This window comes from Dermabacter sp. HSID17554 (genome assembly GCF_003989295.1).
Lineage (GTDB): Bacteria > Actinomycetota > Actinomycetes > Actinomycetales > Dermabacteraceae > Dermabacter > Dermabacter vaginalis.
On sequence record NZ_RBLW01000005.1, the window covers coordinates 86933 to 99159 of the forward strand.

Consider the following 12227-nt stretch of genomic DNA (forward strand, 5'->3'; position numbering starts at 1 on the left):
GCTTTCGATGAGGCACGACCGGGCATCTCACGCACCGACCCAGAAAAACCCCCATGACAGGGGAAAACACGCCGTCGGCCTAGCTCGAAGAAAGTGCACTCTTCGGTCGGCGCAAACCGCATCGATAAAAGTTTACTTACGTCATCATTTTCCATTTACTTGGCGTTAACCGCACGGGTATTGACTGGCACGGCAACGCGGCCGTACAGGAATCATCCACGGCGCATCCCACCGAGGCTTACTTGGAGTTTTCAATGAATATTTCCCGTCGTTCATTCCTCGGAGCCAGCGCGCTCACGCTTGGCCCACTGGCTCTCGTCGGTTGCTCGACGAGCAACTCCGGGTCAAGCGCCGGCGACGGCAACGAGTTCATCCTGTGGATGTGGCCCGAGGGCTACGGTGACGACGTTCTCAACGCCGTCAAAGAAAAATTTTCTGACATTTCGCTCCGCCAGGACGTGATCGGCGGCGACTTCAAGCAGAAGCTCACGACGACCTTCAGCGCAGGCTCCGGCCTTCCCGACATCACCGGCGTCAAGGGCGAAGACATCGCCTTCTTCCTCTCGAAGACCGACTACTTCGAGGATCTCAACGAGCTCGGCGCGAAAGACATCAAGGGCGACTACCTCGACTGGAAGTGGCAGCAGGCCACCTCGAAAGACGGCAAACAGCTCGGTATCCCGATCGACATCGGCCCCACCGCCCTCTTCTACCGCTTCGATGTGTTTGAAGAGGCGGGCCTCCCCTCCGATCCCACGGAGCTCGAGAACGCGATCCGCTCGTGGGATGAGTACTTCGAACTCGGCAAGGAACTCATTGCGAAGAAGCCCGGTACCTTCCTCATTCGCAACACGGCCAGCGTGTTCGGCACGGCTTGGCGTCAGGCCGGTAAGGGCTTCATCGACGAAAACGGCGCGTTCATCGGCGACCAGGAGCACATCCGTGCCGCGTGGGATCTCGCGGTCAAGGCTAACGCTGCCGGCATCAACGGCGCGCTCGCCGCACAGACCACCGACTCGGCGGCAGCAGTGAGCGGGGGACGCCTTCCGGCCGACTTCGGAGCTTCATGGCATCTCGCCGATCTCATGTCGGACGCTCCCGAGACCTCCGGCAAGTGGCACGTGTGCAAGCACCCGGGTGAGGCCGTGAACAAGGGCGGCTCGTTCCTGACAATCCCGAAGGGCGCCAAGGATCCGAAGAAATCGTTCGAGGTCCTCTCCTTCATGCTCAACGCCAAGAACCAGGCACTCGAGTACAAGCACAGCGGAAACTTCCCCGCAGCCACCGAGGCTCACGCCATGCCTGAAGTTGACGGTGAGGTCGAATTCCTCGGTGGTCAGAAGGCCGCGGAGGTCTTCAGCGCTGCCGCCGAAACCGTGCGCCCGCTCTACGAGGATCCGAACTCGGAAGCAGTGACCGCCCCCTTCTCCGCGGAACTCGAGCAGGTGGAATCGACAAAGAAGGACCCCGAAAAGGCGTGGAGCGATGCAGTCACGGCTGCCAAGCGCATCGCTGAACAATCCGGCATCAAGGTGAACTGACCACAATGATCGAGCCGAAGGCCCGACCACTCGGGACGCGCATCAAACAGGCACTGCCGCAATACCTCGCCATCTCGCCGTACTTTTTCTTCTTCTTCGTGTTCGGCGCGATGCCCGTGGTGTTTACGATGGGGCTCGCGTTCACGAACTGGTCGGGCCTCGGCGATTTCGACCTGATCGGCCTGACGAACTTCAAATACCTCGTCACTGATCCACTTTTCTATAAATCCCTCGTCAACACCTTGATCTTGTGGGTGATGGGCACGGTTCCTACCCTCGTGTTGGCAACGATCCTGGCGCTTATGCTCAACTCAACGCTCAGGTTCTCGACGACCTACAAGGTCATCTACCTCATCCCGAACATCACCTCGATGGTCGCGATGGGCATGCTCTTCAGCTCAATCTTCTCCAGCCAGTTCGGCATCGCCAACGTTCTCATCAACCTGGTGGGGTTCGACAACATCGCCTGGCTGCAAAACGAATGGGGCATCAAAATTGCGATCTCATGCCTCACCACCTGGGCGTTCGTGGGATATAACGCTCTGCTGATCTTGGCTGGGCTTCAAGCGATCGATAAGTCCCTCTACGAAGCCGCGGCGCTCGACGGGGCGAACTCTTGGCAAATCTTCTTCCGCATCACGCTCCCGCAGTTGCGGCCCATCGTGCTGTTCGTGACTCTCATGTCCACGATCGGCTCCCTTCAAAGTTTCACCGAATCGCAAGTTCTGACGTCCTCCAATAATTCAGGGGCAGCAAATTCCGGCGGCGTCAACAACTCGGGCCTCACGATGGTCATGTACTTCTATTCGGTGGCATTCCAAGAAAACCGCTACGGCTACGGCGCCGCAATCGCGTGGGGAGTCTTCATCGTGGTCATGTTCTTCTCGATCATCAACTGGCTCGTCACGCGCGAGAAAAAGGACTAGGGGAGCAACGTCATGAGTTCGACCACGCAAGCAAAGCCCCTCGCGAACGCGGTTCCACGCAGGCGAAAGCCCATTCGCCTTTCGACCGTGCTGAAATACGTCGCCCTCACGATCGGCGCGCTCATTTCGCTGTTCCCGTTCTACTGGATGTTCATCCTCGCGACACACCCTTCATCTGCGATCTTCAAGTTTCCGCCAGATGTTCTCCCCGGCGATCGACTCGGCCAAAACATCGGCACGATCACCTCGAAGATCAACATCTGGGCAGCGATGGGCAACACGCTTGTCGTAGCAGTGTCCGTAACGGTCCTCGCCCTCATCATCGCGTCCCTCACCGCGTTTACGTTTGCGAAGTTTGATTTCCCGGGTAAGCGTGGCCTGTTCCTCATCGTCATGGCGACGTTCCTCTTGCCGAGCCAGCTCGCGAGCATCCCGCAGTTCCTCTTTATGAGCAAACTCGGCTGGACCGGCGATCTCAAAGCCCTCGTGTTCCCCTCACTCGCGAGTGCCTTCGGCGTGTTCTGGCTTCGGCAATACGCGACTAATTCCATCCCCACCGAGCTGCTCGAAGCAGCCCGCATGGATGGCTGCGGGTTCTTCCGCCAGTACCTTCACGTGTGCCTGCCCATCATCAAACCGGCACTCGCGTTCCTCGGGATGTTCACCTTCATCGGCGCGTGGAACGACTTCATGTGGCCCCTCATCGTGCTCACCGACCCCAGCAAGCTCACCCTTCAGGTCGCGCTGAGCCAGCTCAAGACCGCCCACGGCAGCGACTACGGCATGCTCATGGCCTCGGCTCTCATCGCCGTTGTTCCACTCATCATCGTGTTCATCATCGGCGCAAAGCAGTTCATCGCCGGCATCGCCGAGGGCGCCCTGAAGTAGCGTCTCGCTCGAGCACACCCCTCCACCAAAGCCCTCACCGTAAGCGCGGCAACCGTCGGAATTTCCGACGCCCGCCCATCTCGCGGCGCTCCTGAGGTCTTTACGGTGCTTCCGCGTTCCCGCCCTTCTTGACCGAGAAGAGATCGACCTCCGAGCGGCCTTCGAGAACGTCGAGAGCATGCCACACGCGCTCGGCGCCCCACGGCGAGAGAATCGCGGCGTCCCGTGGGTCGATGAGATCCCACGCCTCCAGCTCCTCCTCCTGCAGATGTACTCGATCGCGAAGCTCCGCCTCGGGAACCACCCCGGCATCGAACACGAAATGAACCCCCATCGGGGCGCCGTAAGCGGCGCTCGACGGCACCCAGCTCACCGAAAGGAGCCGGCCGACCGGAAGATCGAGGTTGAGTTCTTCGCGCAGCTCCCGAGCGGTCGCCTCTCGCGCATCCTCGCCGGCATCCACGCCTCCGCCCGGCAAGAGCCAGTGGTCTCGATAGTTCGGCTTTTCCACGAGGATTCGACCGTGCTCGTCGCGGATCACGGCCGCACCCGAGCTGAAGAGGGTAGGCAGTTGCTGGTAGAAGTAGGGGTTCGGGAGGAGGTCGCTCATGCCTCCACGGTAGCGAGGCGGCCTGAGCCCGGTCAGGGTCGGAGGGCGCCTGCATTTTACGTCGATGCTCGTCGAGGTCGCCTCGCCCGGTGTGCCACTCCCGCGCCGCACCACGCACGGCGCGCGGGCGAAAGTCCCCCGCTCGCGCGCTATACTCGAACGGGCAGCGGAGCCAGCGAAATGGGGCACTGCCGCCCTCCCTGCCACCGTCGGCGGGGCGCACATATTTCATCACCCCACACGTGTGGATAGCTTTATATCCCCGCGGATTTTCACATCATCAATACCCGGAAGTAAGGTTCGGTGCTCTGTGTTCGCGACGGCTGCGGACTCAGGAGCTCCCATAACCTCGCGCTTTCCGAATTACGGAGTTTTCCATGGATATCTCACGCCGTTCGCTTCTGGGCGCCAGCGCGCTCACCCTCGGCCCCATCGCTCTCGCCCTCACGGGCTGCTCCACCGGTAAATCCGGCTCCGCTTCGGGCGGAGGCAGCGACAAGGACTTCACTCTGTGGACCTGGCCCGAAGGCTTCAGTGAGGACACCCTCAAGGCCGTCAAAGAACAGTTCCCCGACATCAACTTCCGCCAAAATGTCATCGGCGGCGACTTCAAGCAGAAGCTCACGACGACCTTCAGCGCCGGTTCCGGCCTTCCCGACATCACCGGCGTCAAGGGCGAGGACATCGCCTTCTTCCTCTCGAAGACCGACTACTTCGAGGATCTCAACGAACTCGGCGCGAAAGACATCAAGGGCAACTACCTCGACTGGAAGTGGCAGCAGGCCACCTCGAAAGACGGCAAACAGCTCGGTATCCCGATCGACATCGGCCCCACCGCCCTCTTCTACCGCATCGACGTTTTCGAAGAAGCGGGCCTCCCCTCCGAACCCGCTGAACTCGAAGCCGCGATTCGCGAATGGGGCGCCTACTTCGAACTCGGCAAGGAACTCATTGCGAAGAAGCCCGGCACTTACCTGATCCGTAACAGCTCCGGCATTTTCAGCACCGCGTACCGTCAAAGCGGCAAGGGCTTTATCGACGAGAACCAGATGTTCATCGGCGATCAGGACCACATCCGCAAGGCCTGGGATCTCTCGGTCAAGGCGAATGCTGCCGGTATCAATGCCGCCCTTGACTCGCAGAGCGCTGACTCCGCGGCAGCCGTCAACGAGGGGCGCCTCCCCGCCGACTTCGGCGCGTCCTGGCACCTCGCCGACATGAAAGTCGACGCCCCCGAAACTGCCGGCAAGTGGCGCGTGTGCAAGCACCCCGGTGAGGCCGTCAACCAGGGCGGTTCGTTCCTGACAATCCCGAAGGGCGCCAAGGATCCGAAGAAGTCGTTCGAGCTCATCTCCTTCATCCTCAACGCGAAGAACCAGGCAGTCGAGTACACCTTCAGCGGAAACTTCCCCGCTGCACCCGAGGCGCACTCGATGCCCGAAGTCGACGGTGCCGTTGAATTCCTCGGCGGCCAAAAAGCCGCGGAGGTCTTCAGCGCCGCCGCCGAAACCGTTCGCCCGCTGTATGAAGACCCGAACTCCGAATCGGTCATCGCACCGTTCACTGCAGAGCTCGAACAAATCGAATCGACTGGCAAGGATCCTGAAAAGGCGTGGAAGGACGCGGTCACGGCCGCTAAGCGCATCGCCGAACAGGCCGGCATCAAGGTGAAGTAACAGATATGAGCAATCCCCAACCCCGGCCACTCGGGACGCGCATCAAAAAGGCGCTGCCGCAATACCTGGCCATCTCGCCGTACTTTTTCTTCTTTTTCGTGTTCGGTGCGATGCCGGTCGTTTTCACGATGGCGCTTGCGTTCACGAACTGGTCGGGGTTGGGCGACTTCGACTTGATCGGCTTCACCAATTTCAAGTACCTGATCTCCGATCCCCTCTTCTACAAGTCCCTCGTCAACACCCTGATCCTGTGGGTCATGGGCACTGTGCCCACCCTCGTTCTCGCGACGATCCTCGCGCTCATGCTCAACTCGACCCTCAGGTTCTCGACGACCTACAAGGTCATCTACCTGATCCCAAACATCACGTCGATGGTCGCGATGGGTATGCTGTTCAGCTCGATCTTCTCGAGCCAATTCGGTATCGCGAACGCCATCATCAACGTGTTCGGTTTCGAGAACATCGCGTGGCTTCAAACCGAATGGGGCATCAAGATTGCGATCTCATGCCTCACGACCTGGGCGTTCGTTGGCTACAACGCGCTGCTCATCCTCGCCGGCCTCCAGGCGATCGACAAATCCCTCTACGAAGCCGCCGCCCTCGACGGCGCAAACTCGTGGCAGATCTTCTTCCGCATCACCCTGCCCCAGCTGCGGCCGATCATCCTGTTTGTGACGCTTATGTCCACGATCGGCTCACTCCAAAGCTTCACCGAATCGCAGGTGCTGACCTCCTCGAACTCCGGAGGCGCAGCAAGCGCGGGCGGCATCAACAACTCCGGTCTCACCATGGTGATGTACTTCTACTCGGTGGCCTTCCAAGAGAACCGCTACGGCTACGGCGCCGCGATTGCGTGGGGCGTTTTCGTTGTCGTCATGTTCTTCTCGATCATCAACTGGCTCGTGACCCGCGAGCGCAAGGACTAAGGGGCGCCTCGACATGACAGCTCAGACTCATACGGACACGATTGTGCGCCGCCGCAAACCGATCCGGATCACCACGATCCTCAAATACATTGCGCTCACGGCGGGTGCGCTCGTCTCGTTGTTCCCGTTCTACTGGATGTTCATTCTCGCGACCCACCCGTCGTCCGCGATCTTCAAGTTCCCGCCGGATGTGCTTCCCGGCGATCGTCTCGGCACCAACATCGAGACCATCACCTCGAAGATCAACATTTGGGCGGCGATGGGCAACACCCTGGTCGTGGCCCTGTCCGTGACGGTGCTCGGACTTTTCATCTCGTCGATCACCGCATTCACCTTCGCGAAGTTCGAGTTCCCCGGCAAAAAAGGCCTCTTCCTCATCATCATGGCCACGTTCCTGCTGCCGGCCCAGCTCGCGAGCATCCCGCAGTTTCTGTTCATGAGCAAGCTCGGTTGGACCGGCGACCTCAAGGCCCTGATCTTCCCGTCGCTCGCGAGTGCGTTCGGCGTGTTCTGGCTTCGGCAGTACGCCACGAACTCCATCTCAACGGAGCTTCTCGAGGCCGCGCGCATCGACGGTTGTGGCTTCCTGCGTCAATACCGCCACGTGTGCCTCCCGCTCATCAGGCCAGCCCTCGCGTTCCTTGGAATGTTCACCTTCATCGGTGCGTGGAACGACTTCATGTGGCCCCTCATCGTGCTCACGAACCCGGATAAGCTCACGCTCCAGGTCGCATTGAGCCAGCTCAAGACGGCCCACGGAAGCGACTACGGCATGCTCATGGCCTCCGCCCTGATCGCGGTCGTGCCGCTCATCATCGTGTTCATCATTGGCGCGAAGCAGTTCATCGCGGGGATCGCCGAGGGCGCGGTGAAGTCCTAGCCCACTCCCTCATGAGCGGCGGCGACTACTCCCTCGGCGCTCAGGCTTTGCGGGTTTCGACGTTCGCGTCGCCAACGAGTTCGGCAAGTTTCGCATCGTACCAGGCCGCAGCCTCCTCGGGGGTTTTGTCGCCCACCATCACGGTGTCCATCGCGTCCTGCAGGGCCGATGACACCTCGGGATAAACCGCGAACGCCGGGCGGTAGTACGCAGATTCGAGCATGTCGGTGAAGAATCCGACGGTCGGCGAATATGACCTGTACTCCTCGTTCATCGCGACGTCCCTTCTCGTGGTGAGAGTGCCGCCGGAGATATTCCGCTGCACCTGATTCTCGAGTGAGCACAGCTCTTTAATGAGCTCGAACGACATGTCGCGGTCGCGCGCGTGGGTGGGGATCGTCCAGCCCCAGCCACCAGAAAGCGTCGTGGAGCCCGGGGTTTCGCCGTGCTGGGTGGGCATGGCGGCAACACCGACGTCCTCGGGCCACGTGGGCCACGGTGCGAGACTCCCTTCGGCCCAGAGGAAAGAAATCCACGAGCCGTCCACGAGAATGCCGAGTTCTCCCTCGGGGAACATTGTGGCTTGCACGGCATCCATGAGGTTGGGGTCGAAGTGGCGGGCAACGGGCAGCGTAAGGCCCTCATCAAATTGCCGCTTGAAGAACGCGAGAGAATCGATGAAGCCTTGCGAGCCCGCGACCCATTTTTGTGTGTCGGGGTTGTAGAGCGTGTCCTTCGTACCGTAGAGAAGCATCTCGAACCCCTGCATCGAGGCCGTCTCCCCCTGGGCCTTTCCGCAGAACATAAACATGCCTGTGGCACCGATGTTCGCGTCGCGGATCACTGCGGCGGTTTCGGCAATGTCGTCCCACGTGGTCGGCTGCCACTCGGTGGGAAGCCCCGCTTTCTCAAACACTCTCTTGTTGTAGTAGATGCCGCGCGTATCCGTCTCCGTAGGAATGAAGTGCACGCGCCCCTCGGGGTCCTTGGCAGCCTCCTTGGAGGCCGGGTAGAAGCTATCCCAGGCGTCCCACGCTTCAACGAGGTCATCGATCGGTTGGAGGTAGCCCGCGGCGATGTCGGATTGGAGAATGAAGGAATCTTCGAAGACAACGTCGGGACAGCTGCGCGGCGAGGCCATGAGCAGCTCGTTTTTCGTGAAGTAGTCATTCGTCGCGGCAACGATCGGCACGAGCTCAACGCTCATTCCCTCGTGCTTCGCGGTAAAGGCCTCGGCTACGCTCGTCAGCCATCGCTGGAGGTTCGTGTCGGACCCGAACTGCTGGAAAGCTATCCGCAGTGTCGAGGCGTCGCGCTCAGTTCCGCAGCCCGCGAGCATCCCGAGTGGAAGCGCCGCCGTCACACCGCCAGCGACCTTGAGGAAGGCCCGGCGTGGAATTCCGCTCGCGACCGTCACGGGTGGGTGCATGGACGCAGTCCTCTCGCTCGTGGGTCAGCCACTTACTCGGCTGGATCTGCCCCGCTATCCGGGCGTGGCCCCGGCGAGGTCTCCCTTAGCTTACCGAGTACGGCACCGCTCGCGATGGCGTGCGTGCACCCACGTGCAACACCGAGGTTGCTATCCCTTGACGGCGCCGTCCTCCACTCCTTTGAAGAAGAAACGCTGGAACACGGCGAAGAAGATAATGATCGGCACAAGCGCAATCATCGTGCCCGCGGCGATCACTCGCGGGTTCGAACCGAAGTTCGAGTTGAGGTACTGCATGCCCACGGTGAGCGTGTACTTATCGGGGTCACTCAACACGAGCAGCGGCCACAGGAAGTCATCCCACCCGCCGATGAACGCGAAGATGGCGACGACGCTCGCCATACCGCGAACGTTCGGCCACACCACGCGCGTGATGATCTGCCAGGTGCTCGCACCGTCGATCACGGCAGCGTCGAGCAGCGCCGGCGGAATTGAGCGGCACGCCGCCATCATGAGCAGAACGTTGACCGCGCCGATCAGGCCGGGAAGCACAACGCCCGCGAGCGAGTCGGCGAGGCCCAGCGATTTGATCGTGAGGAACTGGCTCATAAGCGTCACTTCGCCGGGCAAAAGGAGCGTGGAAAAGAGGATCCCCAGAGCAATCTTCTTACCCTTGAATTTGAGACACCCGAGGGCATAACCCGCGAGGGTCGAGAACACGACATTCGCGATCGCCAGCGTCACGGCAACGATGAGCGAATGCCAAGCGTAGCCAAGAATCGGAACAGTGTTGGCAACCTCCACATAGTTGTGGAGCGTGAAATCGCTGGGGATGAGCGACGGCGGGAACTGGTAGATCGGGTCTCTCGGGCCTTTGAAGCTCGTGCTGAGTTGCCACAGGAACGGCCCCACCGACACGAGGAAAACCACCACGAGCAAAACGTAGCGCACGATCAAACCGGCAAGCGTCGGCTTATTAAACCCCCCTGACTCCTTGCTGCGCCACGGGCGGTTCGTGTTGCGATAGGTGCGAGTCGAGGTTCCGACGGCTTCCTGGTTCACGGTGCCGGCCCCGGTTTCAAGAGTAGACATGCTCTTCAATTCCTTAGCGCGCGTTCGAATCTGGCCGGTTGTTGAGGTAAGCCACGAGGATGAGCGGCCCCACCGTGAAGAGGAACAGCAGCACGGAGAGCGCTGACGCGTATCCGAGCCTGCCGTTGAGGCCCGAGCCGACCTGCTGGACGAGCATGACGAGCGAAGACGCTTCACCGCCAGGACCGCCAGACCCTTTCGAGAGCACGTACAGTTCGGAGAACACGCGCATGCCGCTCACGGTGATGAGGGCGCTCACGAGGAACATGGCGCCGCGCACACCGGGCACGGTCACCGACCAGAAGCGGCGCCAGGCGCTCGCGCCGTCCATGGCGGCGGCCTCGTGGAGCTCGTTGCCGACGTTGGCAAGTGCCGCGAGGTACACAACCATGTAGTACCCGAGACCCTTCCACACGGTGAGGACGACGGCCGTGAAGATGAGGCCCCACCTCGAGGCCAGGAACGGCAGTGGCCCCTGGACAAGGCCGAGGAACTGCAAGGTTTCGTTGATCACGCCGCGCGAGTCGAAGAGCCACTGGAAGATCAGGGCCACGACGACGACCGACGCGATCACCGGGAAATAGAACGTCGTGCGGAAGAACGAGATGCCGGGAATGACGCGGTGGACGAGGAGGGCGAGCAAGAGCGGCAAGAAGGTGAGGAGGGGGACGCACGCGATGGTGAAGATGAGCGTTGTCCCAAGTGATGTCCACACGCGCGGATCACTAAAGAGCGCTGCATAGTTGTCGAAAGCGACGAAGGTTCCGCCCGTGAGCGGGCGCGCATTCGTGAAACTCAAGACCACAGTATTGACGAACGGCCAGAGAGCAAACACGGCGACCCACAGGACCGCGGGTCCCACGAGGAGCCACGGCACGTACCACTTGTATGAATGCACGCTACTTCTTCCCTTCCAACGATGAGGCGTGAAAAGGTCGGGCGAAGCCCCCTTGAGCTTCGCCCGACCTTTGGTCTCAGCTGAGCTGATCGTTGCCGTACTTCACGGCGGCGTCGAGCGCCTCTTTCGCCGTGACGTCGCCACGCATCGCGAGCGCCATTTGCTGGCCCATGTTCGTCTTCATGTCTTCGGTCCACATGACATTCGTGGGGTCGACTGCGGTCTTCATCGACTCCGCGGCGAGCTCAACAGCCTTGTTCTGCAGCTCAATGTCGGATTTTTCGGCGAACTTGCTGGGATCCGCCGCGGCCTCCTTTGTGCCGGGCAAGAAGCCCTGTGCGAGCTTGACGAATTCGATCTGGTTCTCGGTGTTCGTCGCAAACTTCGCGAAGGCGAGCGCCGCGGCAGGAGCCTTCGATTTCGCCGATACGGCAATGCCCTGCACGAAGAGTGGCGGCTCCCCCATGCGCTTCGTCACGACAGTCTTGTCGATGAGGCCGGGGTTATCGGTCTTGAGCTCGGTGGGGTAGCTCGAGGTCGCGGTCGTCCAGAGGACTTTCTCCTGCTTATACAGCTGAGCGTTGCCCGTGTAGTTATCGCTGAGCACCTCGACAGGCATGGCCTTGGCCTTGTACAGCTCCACGTATTTCTGGAGGAAGTCGACGTTTTCGTCGGTATTGAAGTTGAACTTGCCATCGTCACCGGAGGTGATGATGATTTCCGGAAGCGAGGAGATGATCGGAGCGGATCCTCCTTGCTTGGCGGCTTCCATGGCCAGGTCGTAGAGCTCGTCGAAGCTCGTGGGCAGCGAATCTTCGCTCACGCCGAACTTGCTCAGCGCATCGATGTTCCACCAGGACATGTCGGTGCCGAGGTACCAGGGATAGCCATAGCTGCCGTCGATTCCCGGCATTTCGTAGGCCTTAACGCCGCCCTCGACGTACACGTCTTTGAGCTTCTCGTCGGCCTTCGCGAGGTCGAGGAGCATGCCGTTCTTCGCGAGCGAGTACGCGAAGTTCGGCGGAACGTTGACGACGTCTGGGAGTGCATCGGAGTTTGCCTGCCCAAGAAGCTTGTCCTCGTAGCCTTCGCCCGGCTGATCCATCCACTTGACCTTGACGCCCGGGTTTTCTTTCTCGAACTTCGCGACGAGGTCCTCAAAGTAGGGGGTGAACTTTTCGTTCTTGAGCGACCAGGTTTGGAACGAAATCTCGCCCTCAACCTTGCCCTCTTTGGCTTCCTTGGCGGCGTTATCCTGCTCGGCGCTGCCGCCACCACCGCTCAGACCGCATCCCGCGAGGGTGAGCCCCATGAGCCCCACGCCCGCACCGAGAACCGCGCGACGAGTTGTTTTCATTGCC

11 protein-coding genes are annotated in these 12227 nt (G+C 60.7%); 6 read left to right on the plus strand and 5 right to left on the minus strand.

Annotation, left to right across the window (positions count from 1 at the left end; genetic code table 11):
* Window positions 1–254: 254 nt before the first annotated feature.
* From D8M36_RS08725 to D8M36_RS08735, 3 genes are read left to right on the plus strand one after another with little or no spacing between them, the layout of a single operon-like run.
* On the plus strand, window positions 255–1541 hold the full coding sequence (locus D8M36_RS08725; RefSeq protein WP_126848304.1) for an ABC transporter substrate-binding protein: 1287 nt from the start codon (window positions 255–257) through the stop codon (window positions 1539–1541).
* Between the two features lie 5 nt (window positions 1542–1546).
* Window positions 1547–2467 carry a carbohydrate ABC transporter permease gene (locus D8M36_RS08730; protein ID WP_202974885.1) on the plus strand — a complete coding sequence of 307 codons (921 nt, stop codon included), beginning with the start codon at window positions 1547–1549 and terminating at the stop codon, window positions 2465–2467.
* 12 nt (window positions 2468–2479) lie between these two features.
* Complete coding sequence (locus D8M36_RS08735; protein WP_082738837.1) at window positions 2480–3355, plus strand: carbohydrate ABC transporter permease; 876 nt, start codon at window positions 2480–2482, stop codon at window positions 3353–3355.
* A gap of 100 nt (window positions 3356–3455) precedes the next feature.
* Here D8M36_RS08735 and D8M36_RS08740 read toward each other — a convergent pair whose 3' ends face one another.
* Window positions 3456–3965, minus strand: a complete 510-nt coding sequence (locus tag D8M36_RS08740; RefSeq protein WP_223845724.1) for an NUDIX domain-containing protein — start codon at window positions 3963–3965, stop codon at window positions 3456–3458.
* 377 nt (window positions 3966–4342) lie between these two features.
* Here D8M36_RS08740 and D8M36_RS08745 point away from each other — a divergent pair, with 377 nt between their 5' ends.
* From D8M36_RS08745 to D8M36_RS08755, 3 genes are read left to right on the plus strand one after another with little or no spacing between them, the layout of a single operon-like run.
* Window positions 4343–5641: an extracellular solute-binding protein gene (locus tag D8M36_RS08745; RefSeq protein ID WP_126848306.1), complete on the plus strand. Its 1299-nt coding sequence runs from the start codon at window positions 4343–4345 to the stop codon at window positions 5639–5641.
* 5 nt (window positions 5642–5646) lie between these two features.
* Window positions 5647–6567 (plus strand): carbohydrate ABC transporter permease, encoded by a 921-nt coding sequence (locus D8M36_RS08750; protein ID WP_202974886.1) that lies wholly within the window; start codon window positions 5647–5649, stop codon window positions 6565–6567.
* Between the two features lie 13 nt (window positions 6568–6580).
* Window positions 6581–7447, plus strand: a complete 867-nt coding sequence (locus tag D8M36_RS08755) for a carbohydrate ABC transporter permease (protein ID WP_126848307.1) — start codon at window positions 6581–6583, stop codon at window positions 7445–7447.
* 40 nt (window positions 7448–7487) lie between these two features.
* Here D8M36_RS08755 and D8M36_RS08760 read toward each other — a convergent pair whose 3' ends face one another.
* The 4 genes from D8M36_RS08760 to D8M36_RS08775 all read right to left on the minus strand — a co-directional run bounded on the left by D8M36_RS08760 (window position 7488) and on the right by D8M36_RS08775 (window position 12223).
* Window positions 7488–8876, minus strand: a complete 1389-nt coding sequence (locus tag D8M36_RS08760; RefSeq protein WP_126848309.1) for an extracellular solute-binding protein — start codon at window positions 8874–8876, stop codon at window positions 7488–7490.
* Between the two features lie 150 nt (window positions 8877–9026).
* The gene (locus D8M36_RS08765) at window positions 9027–9968 is read right to left on the minus strand and encodes a carbohydrate ABC transporter permease (protein ID WP_126848311.1); all 942 of its coding nucleotides are present in this window, start codon (window positions 9966–9968) and stop codon (window positions 9027–9029) included.
* A gap of 13 nt (window positions 9969–9981) precedes the next feature.
* Window positions 9982–10866, minus strand: a complete 885-nt coding sequence (locus D8M36_RS08770; protein WP_126848313.1) for a carbohydrate ABC transporter permease — start codon at window positions 10864–10866, stop codon at window positions 9982–9984.
* Window positions 10867–10942: 76 nt separating this feature from the next.
* Window positions 10943–12223, minus strand: a complete 1281-nt coding sequence (locus D8M36_RS08775) for an ABC transporter substrate-binding protein (protein WP_126848315.1) — start codon at window positions 12221–12223, stop codon at window positions 10943–10945.
* Between the last annotated feature and the right edge of the window lie 4 nt (window positions 12224–12227).

Coding starts and splice junctions, on each gene's coding strand:
- D8M36_RS08755 (WP_126848307.1), top strand. CDS start 6,581: ATGACAGCTCAGACTCATACGGACACGATTGTGCGCCGCCGCAAACCG.
- D8M36_RS08730 (WP_202974885.1), top strand. CDS start 1,547: ATGATCGAGCCGAAGGCCCGACCACTCGGGACGCGCATCAAACAGGCA.
- D8M36_RS08750 (WP_202974886.1), top strand. CDS start 5,647: ATGAGCAATCCCCAACCCCGGCCACTCGGGACGCGCATCAAAAAGGCG.
- D8M36_RS08745 (WP_126848306.1), top strand. CDS start 4,343: ATGGATATCTCACGCCGTTCGCTTCTGGGCGCCAGCGCGCTCACCCTC.
- D8M36_RS08735 (WP_082738837.1), top strand. CDS start 2,480: ATGAGTTCGACCACGCAAGCAAAGCCCCTCGCGAACGCGGTTCCACGC.
- D8M36_RS08765 (WP_126848311.1), bottom strand. CDS start 9,968: ATGTCTACTCTTGAAACCGGGGCCGGCACCGTGAACCAGGAAGCCGTC.
- D8M36_RS08760 (WP_126848309.1), bottom strand. CDS start 8,876: ATGCACCCACCCGTGACGGTCGCGAGCGGAATTCCACGCCGGGCCTTC.
- D8M36_RS08740 (WP_223845724.1), bottom strand. CDS start 3,965: ATGAGCGACCTCCTCCCGAACCCCTACTTCTACCAGCAACTGCCTACC.
- D8M36_RS08775 (WP_126848315.1), bottom strand. CDS start 12,223: ATGAAAACAACTCGTCGCGCGGTTCTCGGTGCGGGCGTGGGGCTCATG.
- D8M36_RS08725 (WP_126848304.1), top strand. CDS start 255: ATGAATATTTCCCGTCGTTCATTCCTCGGAGCCAGCGCGCTCACGCTT.